Origin of the sequence: Methylobacterium crusticola (assembly GCF_003574465.1) — a bacterium.
Classification (GTDB): Bacteria; Pseudomonadota; Alphaproteobacteria; order Rhizobiales; family Beijerinckiaceae; genus Methylobacterium; species Methylobacterium crusticola.
The window spans coordinates 25,634-40,513 of sequence record NZ_QOWC01000063.1; the positions used below are offsets into that span (position 1 = coordinate 25,634).

A 14,880-nucleotide genomic window follows, 5' to 3' on the forward strand; every position below is an offset into this window, starting at 1 on the left:
GCGCGCCGCCGGCGCGCGGCCGGCACGGCCTGCCCCATCGCATCCCGGCCCGCGCGGGGCAAGCCGCCGGCCGGCGGGGGCAAGCCGCCGGCCGGCAGAGGGAGCCGCCGGCCCGCGCGGGGCAAGCCGGCGGGCGCCGGCGCCGTCACCGCACCGTGGCGATGCCGTCCGTCGTCGAGGTGGTGGTGAGGTTCTGGCGGAAGTTCGCCTCGCCGAGGGTGCGCAGCTCGAGCCGCAGCAGGAAGGTCTGGTTGCGCTCGCGCAGGCCCGCCGCGGTCTCGATCGGCGACGAGATGTAGTTCAGCGAGACGGTCGTGCACTCGTCGCGGTAGCCGAAGCCGAGGCTCGAGGACGAGAGGTAGAACTTGCTCGGCTTCTCGTAGATCGGCGCCGTGCCGACCGGGTTCAGGAAGTAGGCCTGGGCGGCGTCGGCGTAGAGCTCGCGCACCTGGAGGTAGTGCGAGAGATCGACCAGCACCGAGCCCGACACGAACCAGTTCGGGGTGATGCTGTAGACGGCCGCCGCCTGCACGCCCTCGCGCCGGCGGTCGTAGCCGAGCTCGGGCTGGGCCTCGTAGCGGGCGTAGATCAGCGAGGCCTCGAGGGGCAGGAACGGCGACAGCTTGGCGGTGACGCCGCTCTCCAGGCGCTTGAGCGCGAAGGTGGCGTCGTCGAAGCGCGCCCGGGTGATGAAGCTGATGTTCTGGTTCGGCGAGACCTGGAGGCGCGTGACGAAGTCGGAGCGCGTGGTCTCGAGGCCGGAATCGCGCCCGACATTGGCGATGTCGCCGCGCCGGAACGAGTTGACGCCCGCGAGGGCGATCGACTCGCCGAACATCGCGTTGACGTAGAAGCCGTTGCGCGTGGTGATGGCGTACTCGGCCCCGATATTGGCACGCACCCCGCCCTCGACACGGTCGTAGCCGGAGAACTTGTCCCACTCGAACAGCGAGGTGTCGTCGAAGACGAGGCTCTGGGCGTCCTCGTTCGGCAGGCGCCCGATATGGGTCTCGCTCGGCCGGGCGATCACCTGGACGATCGGCGAGACCGTGTGCACGCCGAGGGGGCCGAAATCGGCCACGAAGGGGTAGCGGTACTCGAGGCCGACCGCTGGCATCACCCGGCCCGAGAAGTCCGTGTCGGGCGAGAACAGGTTGGTGATCTCGTTGTTCTGGTAGCTCGTCCGGCTCGGGTCGACGAAGAAGGCGTCGCCGCGCAGGTAGGCGAAGGGCTGCCACTGCTGGCCGAACTCGTCCGTGAAGGTGCGCCGCCAGGAGACCTGCGCGGTGGCGCGGGTGTCGACGCCCGCGAGCCCGCTCACCAGGCACTGCCCGCGCTGGAACACCGAGCAGGTGCTGTAGAGCGGGAAGGCGATGCCGTTGAGGCTCGGGCTGACGAGGTAGGTCCGGGTGCGCGGGATCTCCTGGTACTGGGTCGCGTCCCGGGTCAGGTTCTGGAAGTTGAACTGGAAGCGCACCTCGCCGCCGAGGGGCGCCGGGCCGTCCCGGCGCTTGTCGTAGTCGATCACCGGCGCGACGATCGGCTGCTGCTTCTGCCAGTCGTAGGTCGACAGGCCCTTGAAGTAGTAGGCCCTGGCCTCGAACCACGAGCGGTCGCCCTGGCCGATCAGGTAGGCGGTCGAGACCGCCTCCCGGAAGTAGTCCGTGGTGATGGTCTGGCTGCGGATGCGGTAGTTGTCGAGGAACCACTTGTCGGTGACGCCGACCACGTCCCAGCCGGTGCGCCAGTTCTGGCCGAGGTAGAACTGGCCGGCCGACTCGACCGAGCCCCGGAAGTTGCGGTTGCCGGGCCCGAGCGGGCCGGTCAGGAAGGCGCTCGGCGTCTCCTGGTAGATGCCGCTGACGCGCAGGTTGTAGAAGCCGTTGGCGAGGCGCTGGCGCCACTCGGCCTGGCCGAGCACGCCCTGCCGCGACAGGAAGGTCGGCTCGACGGTCAGGTCGTAGTCGGGCGCGATGTTCCAGAAGAACGGCACGCCGACGCCGGAGCCGAGCACGTTCGAGGACACGAAGTGCGGGGCGAGGAAGCCGGTGTCGCGGCGCACGCTCGGGTCGGGCGAGTAGAAGTAGGGCAGGTAGGCGACCGGCACGCCGGCCACCTCGAGGGTCGAATCCTCGTAGTAGATCCGGCGCTCCTCGTTGTTGTGGATGATCCGCGCCGCCTTCACCTGCCAGAGGGGCGGGCGCTCCGGATGGTCCTTGCAGGGCTCGCAGGCCGTGTAGGTGCCGTACTCGAAGGTCGTGGTCTGGCCCTCGACGCGCTCGGCCCGCGGGGCGGAGAAGCGCACCCGGGCCGGGCGGCCGCGGGGCTCGATGGTCTGCTGGATGCGCAGCGAGTCGATGAAGCCGGTCTTGAAGTCGTCCGTCAGCTCCATCCGGTCGCCGGTGACGACCGCGCCGGTCTCGTCGGTGAGGCGGACGTTCCCCTCGGCGAAGACCCGGCCGGTGTTGCGGTCGTAGCGCACGCGGTCGGCGAGGAGCGTGCGCGGGCCGTAATGCAGCTCGGCGTTGCCCACCGCCGAGACCGTGTTCCTGTCGTTGTCGTAGACGAGCTCCTTGGCCTCGACGAGCAGCCGCTCGCCGCCCGCCTTCTTGCCGGAGCCCGCGCTCAGGCGGTCGGCCAGGGTGCCCTGCGCCCGCGCGGCCGGGAGGCCGCCCGCGAGGGCGGCCGCCAGCAGCACCGTCAGGGAACCCGTGACCGCGATGCCCGCGGCCCTACGCACGACTCGACCCATCCCCGCACCCGCTGTCCCCGCGCCGTCCCGCCGGAGGTTGGGCATCAGCCGTCCTCCAGGTGCAGAAGCGCGAGCGTTCCGAGCAAACTCCCTACCACGGCCGGGAACCACGCCGCCACCGGGGCCGCGACCAGTCCCGAGGCACCGAGGCCCTCCATCACCTGCCGCGCCACGTAGAGCACGAACCCTGCCGCGACGCCGCCGAGCACCATCCTGCCGATCCCACCAAAGCGGAAGAACCTTAATGAAACGGAGGCTGCCACCAGCACCATGGCCAGGAACAGCACCGGGCGGGCCATCAGGACATCGTACTGCAGCCGATAGCGCGTGGCGTCGAGTCCCGCCCGCTCCGTGCGGGCGATGATCTCGTTCAGTTGCCAGAAGGGCACGGATTCGGGCGGGGTGAAGCGCTGGCGCACCTGGGAGGGGTCGAGCGTCGAGGCGATCAGGTAGGTGTCGAAGCTCTCCGGCTCGCTGTCCTTGCCCTGGACGCGGACGTCCTGCATCTCCCAGTAGCCGTCGTGCAGGGTGGCGCGGCTCGCCTGCATCTGCTGGGTGAACGCCCCGTCGTCGTCGAAGCAGAACACCGAGACGCCCGCGAGCGTCGTGGTGCCCTCGACGGCGGTCTCGGCCCGGATGATCGCCTGGCCGTCGAGGCTGCGCTGGCGGATCCACAGGTCCTTGCCGGAGGCGGCCTTGGCGGAGCGGGAGAACAGCTTCGCCTCGATCTCGGTCGAGCGCTGCTTCAGCTCGGCCGAGACCGGGTTGTAGATCCCGACCGTGAAGGCGCCGATGCCGAGCGCCACGAGGGCGCCGGGCTGGAGGAACTGCCAGGCCGAGATCCCGGCCGCGCGGGCCACCACGAGCTCGAGCTTGCGGCTGAGCTGGAGCAGGGCCGCCATGGCGCCGAACAGGATCGCGAAGGGCAGCACCTGCTCGGCGACCGCCGGGGTGCGGAAGAGGGCGAGGCGGGCCATCATCCCGGCCGAGGCCCCCTCGGCGTCGCCGGCCCGGCGCATCAGCTCGACGAAGTCCAGGGTGTAGACGAGGGCGAAGACCGTCAGGAACACGCCCGCGATCATGCGCAGGAAGCGCGCCGCGAGGTAGCGGCCGAGGGTGGCGCCGATCAGCATCGCGGGGGGGCCTTCCCGGATCAGCCCGCGCGCACGCGCAGGCGGGGGCGCGGCAGGCCCGCGGAGAGGCGGCGCAGGCGCGCCGCCAGGGCGGCGTTGAAGGCCCGGACCCGCGTGCCCTGGAAGGCGACGAGGAGCGAGAGCCCGATGGCAAGGAGCGGCGCGGCGTAGATCGCCGTCACGGCCGCCGGGCTGCGCACCGCCGCGCTCGCCGCGGCGAAGCCCGCGATGCGCAGGCCCACCACGGCCGCGACCGCGCCCGCGACGGCGAGCCCGCGCCCCTGCCGGGTGGTGCGGGGGTCGCCGAGCGCCGCGAAGGCGATCAGCCCGAGGGCCAGCGGGTAGAGCCAGGACGAGAGGCGGTCGTGCAGCTCGGCCCGGAAGCGGCCCTTGGTGAGCTTGTAGTAGGTCTCGTTGGCGTCCGGGAACAGGAGCTGCGTCGTCGAGCGCTCGCGGGGCTTGTAGACGGTGTCGGCGTCCGGGGGCGTGAAGGCCGCGAGGTCGACGGCGTAGCGCTGGAAGGTGATGATCGAGGAATCCCGGCTGTTGGGCTGCTGGCGGTGGACGCTGCCCTTCTCGAGGACGAGGTAGGTCTGGCCGTCGAGGTCGACCGCCTGGCCCCGCTCCGCGAGGTAGACCACGGTGCGGCCGGCCTCGCGCCGGTCCTGCATGAAGATGCCGAGCAGCGCGCCGTTCCCGGCCCGCTCGCGGAAGTGGAACGTGATGCCGTTGTCGAGGCTGGTGAACTGCCCCTCCTTGACCACGTTGGCGATGAAGTCGCCGCGCACCCGGGTGAGCACGTCGCGCAGTTCCTGGAAGCTCGACGGCATGACCTGGATCGTCAGGAACCCGATCCCGAGGCTGATGGCGAGCGCGAGCGTCAGGAACGGCCGCATCAGGTGGCGGGGCGACAGGCCGGCCGCGCTCATCACGATGAGCTCGGAATCGCCGTTGAGCCTGTTCAGGGCGTAGATCACCGCGATGAACAGGGCGACGGGCGCGATCACGGTGATCAGGGTGGGCAGCGACAGGCCGGTGATCAGGAAGAAGATCAGCAGCGTCTGGCCCTTGGCGGTGATGAGGTCGAGCTCGCGCAGGGCCTGCGTCACCCAGATCACGCCGGTGAGGCCGATCAGGCACGACAGGAAGGCGCCGAGGGCGATCCGGAAGATGTATCGCTCGATCTGCTTCATCGGCCGTCGCGGTCGGGCCCCCTTCCGCTCGATGCCTCGCTAGGCGTCCCCGACGGGGCGCACAAGCCTGCAGGCCCCTGAAGCACCGGAAGTGCGGCCTTTTTGCGGGCGGCCGCGCCCCCGGGGCCACAGGTCGAGGGACCGGCGGGGGCCGGGCCGGCCCTCCCGTGCCGGGTCGCGTTGCGTTCTCGGGCCCGCCCGCTACACAGGGGCGGAGCGGGCGCCGCGGCGCCGCGGTTGCGGGTCACGGGACGAAAGCAGCGCCATGGCGGACGGCATCAGCATCGAGTTCGAGTCCATCGGGTCGGCCAAGGCGGGTGAGGCCGGCGGCGACCTCGTCGTGTTCGTCGGCGAGGACCTCGCCCTGTCGCCGCGGGCCGCCGAGATCGCCGGCGCCGGCGCCTCCGAGCTCGTGGCGCGGGCCGCCGCGGTCGAGCGCTTCAAGGGCAAACCGAACAGCGCCCTCGTGCTCACGGCCCCGGCGGGCCTGCGGGCCGAGCGGCTCGTCGTGGTCGGGGTCGGGTCCGAGAAGGACGCGGCCAAGCGCGACTGGGCGGTCCTCGGGGGCGTCACGGCCGGCAGGCTCGGGGCCCGGGCCGGCGCGGTGGCGCTCGAGTGGCCCGGCACCACGCCGACCTCCGAGGAGGTCGCGGCCTTCACCCTCGGGGCGCGGCTGCGCGCCTACCGGTTCGATCGCTACAAGAGCAAGAAGCCGGCCGAGGGCGAGGAGAACGGCACCGGCGGACGCCTGACCGTGCTCACGCCCGAGAGCGGCGGGCTGAAGAAGGCGGTGCGCGCCGCCGAGGCGGTGGCGGAGGGCGTGATCCTCGCCCGCGAGCTCGTCAACGAGCCGCCGAACGTCCTCGACCCGGAGGAGTTCGCCCGCCGCACCGAGGCCCTGGAGAAGCTCGGCGTCGCGGTCGAGATCCTCGACGAGAAGGCGATGCGCAAGCTCGGCATGCGGGCGCTGCTCGCGGTCGCGCAGGGCTCGGCCAAGGAGGCCCGCGTCGTCGTCATGCGCTGGAACGGCGGCCCGGACCCGGCCGCGGCGCCGGTCGCGTTCGTGGGCAAGGGCGTGTGCTTCGATTCCGGCGGCATCTCCATCAAGGGGAGCGGCGGCATGGAGGACATGAAGGGCGACATGGCGGGCGCCGCCTGCGTGGTCGGCCTGATGCACGCGCTGGCCAGCCGCAAGGCCAAGGTCAACGCCCTCGGGGCGATCGGCATCGTCGAGAACATGCCCGACGGCAAGGCCCAGCGCCCGGGCGACATCGTCACCTCGATGTCGGGCCAGACCGTCGAGATCATCAACACCGACGCGGAGGGCCGCCTCGTCCTCGCCGACGTGCTCTGGCACGTGCAGCAGGACTACAAGCCGCGGTTCATGATCGACCTCGCCACCCTGACGGGCGCGATCCTGGTGGCCCTCGGCCAGGAATTCGCCGGCATGTTCTCGACCAGCGACGAGCTGGCCGAGCGCCTGAGCCTGGCGGGCGAGGCCACCGGCGAGAAGGTCTGGCGCATGCCCCTGACGCCGGGCTTCGACAAGCTGATCGAGTCGAAGTTCGCCGACATGAAGAACACCGGCGGGCGCCACGGCGGCTCGGCCACGGCGGCGCAGTTCCTCAAGCGCTTCGTCAACGACGTGCCGTGGATCCACCTCGACATCGCGGGCGTCGGCATGAGCGCGCCCACGACCGAGATCAACCGCTCGTGGGGCTCGGGGTGGGGCGTGCGCCTGCTCGACCGGCTGGTGCGCGACCACTACGAGGCGTGAGCGGCGCCGCCCGGCCCTGGAGAGCCGCGCTGCCCCTCGGGGCGGCGCTGGCCGCCGTGGCGCTCGCCGCCGCCGCCGGGCTGACGCAGCGGAGCGCGGAGGCGGCGGGCCTCGGTGCGTGGTTCTACGGCTTCTACCTCGACCGACTGCCCCTGTTCGCCTTCGCGGTCGTGTACGGGCTGGCGCGGGTCGCCGCGGCGTTGCCGTCCGGGCGCGAAGCGCTGTCCCGGCGCGGAGCGCTGTCCCGGCGCGGGGCGCCGGCGCGCCTCCTCGGCGCCGCGCTCGGCCTCGCCCTCGTCCTCGGCCTGTCGCTCTACCCGACCTTCGGGGGGCTCGTCCTGCGGGCCGGGTTCTCGGTCGGCGGCGTCGTCTTCCTGTCCGGGCAGCCGCTGCCGGTGGCGCACGCCCTCGGGGCCGGCGTCGCGGCCCTCCTGTTCGGGAGCGCCCTCGGCCTGCCGGCGCTCGTCGCGGGCGATCCGCCGCCCCGGGGGCGGCGCCTGCGCGCCGTCGGGACGGCGCTCGCGCGCTTCGCGGCCCTGTGGTGGGCCCTCGGGCTCCTGGCGGCCGGGCGCGGCCTCGGCCTCGCCGACTGGCCGCAGCGGCCCCTCGCCGGGGCGCAGGCCGGCCTCGCCGGCGCCCTCGTGCTCGCGGCCTTCCTGCCCCACGCCCTCCTGGTCGCGGCGTCGCGCCGGAACGCGTCGGTTGAATCGCCCGGGGCGAGACGCTAACCCCGAGGCGTCAGGTCCCGCGGGGCGGCGCGGCCCAGCGTCCGCCCGCACCCGCGCAACACGGCCCCGAAGGCGGGCCCCCGGGAGGAGAGCGGATGGGCGAGGCGTTGAGCAGGACGGCGGCGGAAGCCTCGGCGCGCCCGTGGCTGTCGGCCTACCCGCCGGGCGTGCCGGCCGAGATCGCGCCCGAGCGCCTCGGCACCCTGGTCGACCTCTTCGCGGACAGCACCCGGCGCTTCGCCGGGCGCCCGGCCGTCACCTGCTTCGGCGCCGGCCTCTCGTACGACGCCCTGCGGCGGGACGCCGAGGCCGTGGCCGGCTGGCTCCAGGCCCGGGGCATCGCCAAGGGCGACCGCGTCGCCATCATGATGCCCAACGTGCCGGCCTACCCGGTCGCCCTGTTCGGGGCGCTCATCGCCGGCGCCACCGTGGTCAACGTCAACCCGCTCTACACCCCGCGCGAGCTGATCCACCAGCTCGGCGACGCCGAGGCCCGCATCCTGTTCGTGCTGGAGAACTTCGCCGGCACGGTCGCGCAGGCCCTGCCGTCCCTGCCGGGCCTCGAGCAGGTCGCGGTCTCGGGCGCCGGCGACTGCATCGGGCTCAAGGGCGCGCTCATCACCCTGGCGGCACGCCACCTCAAGAAGGTGGTGCCCCCCTACAGCCTGCCGCCGGAGCGCCGCCTGACCTTCCGGGCGGTCCTGGCCGCCGGCCGCAGGGCCGGGTTCCGGCCGGTCCAGGTGGCGCCGGAGGACCTCGCCTTCCTGCAATACACCGGCGGCACCACCGGGGTGTCGAAGGGCGCGATGCTCACCCACCGCAACGTGGCGGCCAACGTCGAGCAGAGCCGGGTCTGGTTCGGCATGCGCGACGACGAGGGGCCCGGCCGGGTGATGGTGACGGCGCTGCCGCTCTACCACATCTTCGCGCTGACGTGCTGCTTCTTCTTCATGATCCGCCTCGGCGCCTGCTGCCTGCTGGTGCCGAACCCGCGCGACATCGACGGCTTCGTCAAGCTCCTGAAGGCGAACCGCTTCACCAACATGTCGGGCGTGAACACGCTGTTCAACGCGCTCCTCAACCACCCGCAGATCGGCACCGTCGACTGGTCGGCCCTCGAGTACGCCAACGCCGGCGGCATGGCCATGCAGGCGGCGGTGGCGCAGCGCTGGAAGGCGGTGACCGGCCGGCCGGTGATCGAGGGCTACGGCCTGTCCGAGACCGCGCCGGTGGTCACCGTGAACCTGCCCTCGCTGCCCGAGTGGTCGGGCACCATCGGCTACCCGCTCTCCTCGACCGAGGTGGCGATCCGGGACGCGGCCGGCGCCGACCTGCCGGCGGGCCAGCCCGGCGAATTGTGCGTGCGCGGGCCGCAGGTGATGGCCGGCTACTGGCGCCGGCCGGACGAGACCGCCCGCGCCATGACGCCGGACGGCTACTTCCGCACCGGCGACGTGGCGGTGCTCCAGCCGGACGGCCAGATCCGGATTGTCGACCGGATGAAGGACATGATCCTGGTCTCGGGCTTCAACGTCTATCCGAACGAGGTCGAGGACGTGCTCGCGGGCCATCCCGGCGTCCTGGAGGTGGCGGTGGTGGGGGAGCCCTCCCCGGAGACCGGCGAGGCCGTCGCCGCCCACGTGGTGCGCAAGGACCCGGACCTCACCGCCGAGGCCCTGCGCGCCTACGCCCGCCAGAACCTCACCGCCTACAAGGTGCCGCGCCGCTTCGTGTTCCGCGAGAGCCTGCCGAAGACCAATGTCGGCAAGGTGCTGCGGCGGGCGCTGCGGGACGAGTCTCGCGCCTGAGCGGCCCGCTTCGCGCGGGGGCGGGACTTCGTTCGCGCGGGGCGGGGCTTCGCGCGGGGGCGTGACTTCGCGCGGGGCGGGGCCGGCCGCTCAGATCGGCCGCACCTCGCCGGCGCGCAGCTTCAGGCGCGCCGCCAGGCGGTCGGACAGGGTGCCGCTCAGCTCGAACGCGGCCTCCGGCGGCGCCACGGCCTGCACGGCCAGGAGGGCCGTCGCGGCGTCGGGCGCCATCGCGACGTAGACCTTGAGGGCGACGGCGCCGCTCCCGTCCTCGACCGTGGACACCGCGACCGTGAAGGCCGCCTGCTTTGCTTTCTTCGACGGCATGGCCTTGCTGCGCGAACGCTCCGGATCCGGCCCGGGATGGTGGCTCTATGGCACGCGGGCGGCCCGGCGTCCCAGCCTTTCCGCCCGCGGCCGCGGCCGCACGCCGGGGTTGAGCATCCGGGCGGCGCATCTGGGCGGCGCACCTGGGCGGCGCATCTGGGCGGCCGCCCGCCGCGTAACCCGGGGCGCCTCCTCGCCGAAGCGTGATTTGCGCTGCCGGTGCCGGGCACCGATGTCCTCTCGTCATATGGCGAGGCCGCCAGGAGACTGCGATGCACATCAGGATCAAGCGTCCGTGGGAGATGCCCGAGCGCGCGGCGACCCCCGAATCGGTCTTCCTCGACCGCCGTGCCCTGCTCGGCGGCGCCGTCGGCCTGGCCGCCGCGTCCCTTGCCGGCGGCCCGGCCGCCGCGGCTCTCCCGGGCGAGGGCACGGGCGCCCTGAGGACGGCGGATCTCTACCCGGCCAAGCGCAACGACGCCTACGCGGTCGAGCGTCCGGTCACGGCCGAGCGCTACAGCGCGGACTACAACAACTTCTACGAGTACGGCACCAACAAGACGGTGACCCCGGGCTCCGACGCCCTCAAGGTCCAGCCCTGGAGCATCAAGGTCGACGGGCTGGTGGAGAAGCCGTTCGAGATCGGCTTCGAGGACCTGGTGCGCAAGATGGCGCTCGAGGAGCGGCTCTACCGCCACCGCTGCGTCGAGGCCTGGTCGATGACCGTGCCCTGGACCGGGTTCCCCCTCGCGGCCCTGGTGGCGCTCGCCAAGCCGATCGGCGGCGCGAAGTACATCCAGATGCAGACCTTCCTCGACAAGGCGATGGCGCCCGGCCAGCGCGCCTTCTTCTATCCGTGGCCCTACACCGAGGGCCTCACGCTGGCGGAGGCCAACAACGAGCTCGCCTTCGTGGTCACGGGCATCTACGGGAAGCCGCTGCTCAACCAGTTCGGCGCGCCGCTGCGGCTCGCCGTGCCGTGGAAGTACGGTTTCAAGTCGGTGAAGTCGATCAACCGGATCACCTTCACGGCCGAGCGGCCGAAGACCTTCTGGGAGGGCCTGCAGGCCTCCGAGTACGGCTTCTGGGCGAACGTCAACCCGGCCGTGCCGCATCCGCGCTGGAGCCAGGCGAGCGAGCGGGTGCTTGGCACCGACGAGCGGGTCCCGACCGTGATCTACAACGGCTACGGGGCGCAGGTCGCCGACCTCTACAAGGGCCTCGAGAAGGAGCGGCTGTTCGCCTGACCGCGCCGGCCCGCCTTCATGAAAAAGCCGGGTCCCTCGGGACCCGGCGAGGCTTTGCGTGGCGCACCGGCCGGAGGGACCGGCCACCATCCAGAGGGGATCAGCCGGTCGACGTCGAGACCGGCCCCGTCATGATCGCAGGCGGGCGCGGTGCGGCAAGCCGCGGGCCCGCATGTCAGCCCGGGCGGGATTGCATGGCGGGTGCGGGAACCAAGTTCCCGGCCCGCGCCGACGCCGCCCGCCGGCCCCGGCCGGCCCGGGCGTCAGTAGGGCACCCGGTCGGCCTTGGCGTGGTACTTCCTCCACACCTCCACGGCCTCGGCGCGCATGATCTGCCGGCCCGGGATGGAGCGCTCGGCCGCGGGTTTCCTCAGCTCCGCGTAGATCATGCTGTCGTCGAAATCGCCGTAGCGGAGCGCGTCCTCGTTCGTCGAGGCGTAGTAGACGCGCGCGATGCCGGCCCAATAGGCCGCCGCCATGCACATCGGGCAGGGCTCGGCGCTGGTGTAGAGCGTCGCGTCGCGCAGCTTGAAGCTGCCCTCCGCCTTGCAGGCCGCGCGGATGGCCTCCATCTCCGCGTGCCAGGTCGGATCGTTCTCGGCGACGACCCGGTTCGCGCCCTCGGCCAGGATGCGGCCGTCCTGCACGATCACGCAGCCGAACGCCCCGCCGGCGCTGTCGACGAGAGAGGTCCTCTCCGACAGGGCGATGGCGCGCTCCATGAAGGTCTTGTCGTCCTGCGTCATCCGGGATCCTCTCGGGCATTGGTCCGCGACGCCGGTTCCCCCCGCCCGGACCGGGGCGGAGCGGGCGCGCCGGCCCGCGCGGCTCACCCCTCGGGGGAGGGCCGGGGGTGGTGAGGGCGCGCAAAGCCGCGCCGCGCGCCAGCATGACGCCTGCGCGCGGAATCTCAAAGCCTCCCACGGCGCCCGGCGCCCTCGGGGCGCGCGCGCCCGCTCAGTAGGTCCAGCGCTGCGCCTTCGCGACCAGGAAATCGCGGAAGGCCTGCACGCGGGCGACCGTGCGCATCTCCTCCGCGTAGACGAGGTAGCTCTCGAGGTTCGGCATCTCGATGTCGCGCAGGATCTGCACGAGCTGCTGGTTCCCGTCCGCCGCGTAGTCCGGCAGGATGCCGATGCCCGCGCCCGTCTCGACGGCGAGCTGGAGGGCCGAGATGTTGTTGACCGTGAAGTGGATCGTGCGCCCCTCGCGCCCCTCCCGGCCCACCGTCGAGAGCCAGTGGGTCGCCATCAGGTAGGAGGGCTGGTCGCCGCCGAAGGAGACCAGGCGGTGCTTGTCGAGGTCCTCGATCGACTTCGGCTCCCCGAAGCGCTTGATGTACTCGACCGAGGCGAAGACGTGGTAGTGCACCGTGAACAGCCGGCGCTGGATCAGGTCGGGCTGGGCCGGGCGCCGCAGGCGGATCGCCACGTCGGCCTCGCGCATGGCGAGGTCGAGCTCCTCGTTGGTGAGGATGAGCTCGACGCGCACGTCCGGGTGCAGGTCGAGGAACTCCGCCACCCGCTGGGCGAGCCAGGCCGTGCCGAGGCCCACGGTCGTCGTGACCTTGAGGTCGCCCGAGGGGCGCTCGCTCGTCTCGACGAGGCGCGCCCGGGTGGTCTCCAGCCGCATCTTCATGTCGCGGGCGGCCCGGAACAGCAGGTCGCCCTGCTCGGTCAGGATCAGCCCGCGGGCGTGCCGGTGGAACAGGGGCGCCTTCAGCTCCCGCTCGAGCGCGCTGATCTGCCGGCTGACGGCCGATTGGCTGAGGCCGATGTCGTCGCCCGCCTTGGTGAAGCTTCCGGCTTCGGCGACGTTGAGGAAAATCCGGATCTTGTCCCAGTCCACGGCCGTACCCCTCGCCAGAGCCCCGGCCGGCGGGCTTGAATGCCGGTGGTTCCCGCGAACACCACACGATCGGGCCGGGACGGCGGGGCCTGGAGCCCCGGCCGCCCGCGGCGCCGTCCCACCTACTCGGCGGCGGCCTGCCGCGGCGTCTCGCCGATCGCCAGGTTCGCCAGGTATTTCTCCGCCTCGAGGGCGGCCATGCAGCCCATCCCGGCCGCGGTGATCGCCTGCCGGTAGACGTCGTCCGTGACGTCGCCCGCCGCGAACACGCCGGGGATCGCCGTCGTGGTCGTGCCGGGCGCGACCTCGAGGTACCCGCCCGCCCGCATCGGCAGCTGGCCCTCGAAGAGGCCCGTCGCGGGCTGGTGCCCGATGGCGACGAACACGCCGTCGGTCCTGCGCTCGGTGAGGGCGCCCGTGCGGGTGTCGCGCAGGCGCAGGTGCGTCACCGAGGGCGTGGGCGCCGTGCGGCCGCAGATCTCCTCGACGGCGTGGTTCCACACCACCTCGACGTTCGGGTGCTTGAACAGGCGCTCCTGCAGGATGCGCTCGGCCCGGAAGGCGTCGCGGCGGTGCACGACCGTGACCTTGGAGGCGAGGTTGGCGAGGTAGAGCGCCTCCTCGACCGCGGAGTTGCCGCCGCCCACCACCACGACCTCCTTGCCGCGGAAGAAGAAGCCGTCGCAGGTGGCGCAGGCCGAGACGCCGAAGCCCTGGAACGCCGCCTCCGAGGGCAGGCCGAGCCACTTCGCCTGGGCGCCCGTGGCGATGACGAGCGCGTCGCAGGTGTAGACGGCCCCGGAATCCGCCTCCAGGCGGAACGGCCGCTGCTTCAGGTCGACCCGGGCGATGTACTCCGAGACGATCCGGGTGCCGACGTGCTCGGCCTGGAGCCGCATCTGCTCCATCAGCCAGGGCCCCTGGATCGCCTCGGCGAAGCCCGGGTAGTTCTCGACGTCGGTGGTGATCATGAGCTGGCCGCCCGGCTGGAAGCCGGAGATCAGCAGGGGCTCGACCATCGCGCGCGCCGCGTAGATCGCGGCCGTGTACCCGGCCGGGCCGGAGCCGACGATCACGAGCCTGGCGTGCGTGACCTCGCGGTGGAGGGGCGTTGGGGTGGTGGACATTCGTGTCTCCGGGGCTGCCGTCCTGCGGTCCTCACGGGCCGGTCGGACGGGCGAGCGCATCGCGGTGCCTCAGGTAGGCGGCCGCCACAGCCTCTGCGATCGCGGGAGTCGAGTCTAAGGGCTTGTGGCGCAACGCTTCAAGACGCCCGTCGAAGGCATGCACAGCTCCGTATAGGCGGAGTGCGGCAAAGAACGGGCGGTGACGGATATAAGTACGCTCCGGCTCGAACAGGAGGACCGGCGCGCCGGCGGCGACGGCCTCCCCGACCATGTTGGCGGAATCCGCCGTCACCACGACGGCGTCGGCGAGCGCCAGCATGGCGAGGTAGGGGTTCTCGCCCGCGCCGTCCCACAGGAATCCGCCCCGTCGGGCGAGGAGGCCGGCGAGGGCCGCCCGCAGGGCCGGGGGCGTGCGCCGGGAGGCGGTGACCATCAGGCGCGCCTCGCCGGCCAGGCGGTCGAGCCCCGCGACGAGGCGCCGGACGTCCCCGGGCGTGTAGCGGCCGTGCCGGCTGTCGCCGCCGACCAGCACCGCGGCGCGGGGCGGCGGCAGGGGGCTCAGCCGGGGGTCGGGCGCCGCCCGGGCCGCCGCGAGGCGCGCCGCCGAGAGGCCGTGCGGCGCCGTCAGGCTCACCAGGACGTTGGGCCCCCGCAGGCGGTCGTGCGCCGGCACCCAGACCAGGTCGGCGACGCCGGCACCCGTGCGCGGGTCCTTGAGGAAGACCGTGAAGCTGCGCCCGCCCGAGAGGCGCTTGAGCGCCCGCAGGTAGGGCACGGCCCGCCGCCCGGTCGCGACCGCGAGGTCCGGCCACGGCGGCGCCAGGGGGCTGCCGGCCCGGCCCGGGCCCTCGCGCGGGTCGACAGGCCCCCGCGGCGCCAGCCAGGCGAAGGGCGGCCGGGGCGCCACCCGGCGCTCCTCGGGGCGCAGCCCCAGCGCCCC

At 72.9% G+C, this 14,880-nt stretch carries 12 protein-coding genes; 4 read left to right on the top strand and 8 right to left on the bottom strand.

Features of this window, described 5'->3' with window-relative positions; genetic code table 11:
* Positions 1–145: 145 nt before the first annotated feature.
* The 3 genes from DT057_RS19510 to lptF are packed head-to-tail and all read right to left on the bottom strand — an operon-like array spanning position 146 to position 5,078.
* Positions 146–2,752 (bottom strand): LPS-assembly protein LptD, encoded by a 2,607-nt coding sequence (locus DT057_RS19510; protein ID WP_238312704.1) that lies wholly within the window; start codon positions 2,750–2,752, stop codon positions 146–148.
* Positions 2,753–2,796: 44 nt separating this feature from the next.
* Positions 2,797–3,885 carry an LPS export ABC transporter permease LptG gene (gene lptG / locus DT057_RS19515; RefSeq protein ID WP_128563770.1) on the bottom strand — a complete coding sequence of 363 codons (1,089 nt, stop codon included), beginning with the start codon at positions 3,883–3,885 and terminating at the stop codon, positions 2,797–2,799.
* Between the two features lie 20 nt (positions 3,886–3,905).
* On the bottom strand, positions 3,906–5,078 hold the full coding sequence (lptF, locus tag DT057_RS19520) for an LPS export ABC transporter permease LptF (RefSeq protein ID WP_128563771.1): 1,173 nt from the start codon (positions 5,076–5,078) through the stop codon (positions 3,906–3,908).
* 265 nt (positions 5,079–5,343) lie between these two features.
* Between lptF and DT057_RS19525 the strand changes: the two genes are divergently transcribed.
* The 3 genes from DT057_RS19525 to DT057_RS19535 all read left to right on the top strand — a co-directional run bounded on the left by DT057_RS19525 (position 5,344) and on the right by DT057_RS19535 (position 9,391).
* Positions 5,344–6,855: a leucyl aminopeptidase gene (locus tag DT057_RS19525; RefSeq protein WP_128563772.1), complete on the top strand. Its 1,512-nt coding sequence runs from the start codon at positions 5,344–5,346 to the stop codon at positions 6,853–6,855.
* Positions 6,852–7,583: a hypothetical protein gene (locus tag DT057_RS19530; protein WP_128563773.1), complete on the top strand. Its 732-nt coding sequence runs from the start codon at positions 6,852–6,854 to the stop codon at positions 7,581–7,583. Before DT057_RS19525 ends, DT057_RS19530 begins: the two co-directional genes overlap by 4 nt.
* 95 nt (positions 7,584–7,678) lie before the next feature.
* A complete protein-coding gene (locus DT057_RS19535; RefSeq protein WP_128563774.1) occupies positions 7,679–9,391 on the top strand; it encodes an AMP-binding protein in 1,713 nt (570 codons plus the stop codon).
* A gap of 90 nt (positions 9,392–9,481) precedes the next feature.
* Here the strand turns inward: DT057_RS19535 and DT057_RS19540 are convergent, their stop codons facing one another.
* Complete coding sequence (locus tag DT057_RS19540) at positions 9,482–9,718, bottom strand: hypothetical protein (protein WP_128563775.1); 237 nt, start codon at positions 9,716–9,718, stop codon at positions 9,482–9,484.
* Between the two features lie 272 nt (positions 9,719–9,990).
* On the opposite strand from DT057_RS19540, the gene msrP reads away from it, so the two are divergent.
* Entirely contained in the window at positions 9,991–10,965 is a 975-nt protein-coding gene (gene msrP / locus DT057_RS19545) for a protein-methionine-sulfoxide reductase catalytic subunit MsrP (protein WP_128563776.1), read from the top strand.
* Between the two features lie 263 nt (positions 10,966–11,228).
* On the opposite strand, the gene DT057_RS19550 is transcribed toward msrP, so the two are convergent.
* The 4 genes from DT057_RS19550 to DT057_RS19565 all read right to left on the bottom strand — a co-directional run.
* Positions 11,229–11,711, bottom strand: a complete 483-nt coding sequence (locus DT057_RS19550; protein ID WP_128563777.1) for a nucleoside deaminase — start codon at positions 11,709–11,711, stop codon at positions 11,229–11,231.
* A 211-nt stretch (positions 11,712–11,922) separates the two neighbouring features.
* Entirely contained in the window at positions 11,923–12,813 is an 891-nt protein-coding gene (locus tag DT057_RS19555; protein WP_128563778.1) for a LysR family transcriptional regulator, read from the bottom strand.
* A gap of 122 nt (positions 12,814–12,935) precedes the next feature.
* Entirely contained in the window at positions 12,936–13,940 is a 1,005-nt protein-coding gene (trxB, locus tag DT057_RS19560) for a thioredoxin-disulfide reductase (protein WP_128563779.1), read from the bottom strand.
* A 31-nt stretch (positions 13,941–13,971) separates the two neighbouring features.
* Positions 13,972–14,880: mitochondrial fission ELM1 family protein (locus DT057_RS19565; protein ID WP_128563780.1), on the bottom strand; the 909-nt coding region annotated here is incomplete at its 5' end.

What these genes read in the sequence shown, in the direction of transcription:
- DT057_RS19510 (WP_238312704.1), bottom strand. Translation starts at nt 2,752, where the DNA reads ATGGGTCGAGTCGTGCGTAGGGCCGCGGGCATCGCGGTCACGGGTTCC.
- lptG (WP_128563770.1), bottom strand. Translation starts at nt 3,885, where the DNA reads ATGCTGATCGGCGCCACCCTCGGCCGCTACCTCGCGGCGCGCTTCCTG.
- lptF (WP_128563771.1), bottom strand. Translation starts at nt 5,078, where the DNA reads ATGAAGCAGATCGAGCGATACATCTTCCGGATCGCCCTCGGCGCCTTC.
- DT057_RS19525 (WP_128563772.1), top strand. Translation starts at nt 5,344, where the DNA reads ATGGCGGACGGCATCAGCATCGAGTTCGAGTCCATCGGGTCGGCCAAG.
- DT057_RS19535 (WP_128563774.1), top strand. Translation starts at nt 7,679, where the DNA reads ATGGGCGAGGCGTTGAGCAGGACGGCGGCGGAAGCCTCGGCGCGCCCG.
- DT057_RS19540 (WP_128563775.1), bottom strand. Translation starts at nt 9,718, where the DNA reads ATGCCGTCGAAGAAAGCAAAGCAGGCGGCCTTCACGGTCGCGGTGTCC.
- msrP (WP_128563776.1), top strand. Translation starts at nt 9,991, where the DNA reads ATGCACATCAGGATCAAGCGTCCGTGGGAGATGCCCGAGCGCGCGGCG.
- DT057_RS19550 (WP_128563777.1), bottom strand. Translation starts at nt 11,711, where the DNA reads ATGACGCAGGACGACAAGACCTTCATGGAGCGCGCCATCGCCCTGTCG.
- trxB (WP_128563779.1), bottom strand. Translation starts at nt 13,940, where the DNA reads ATGTCCACCACCCCAACGCCCCTCCACCGCGAGGTCACGCACGCCAGG.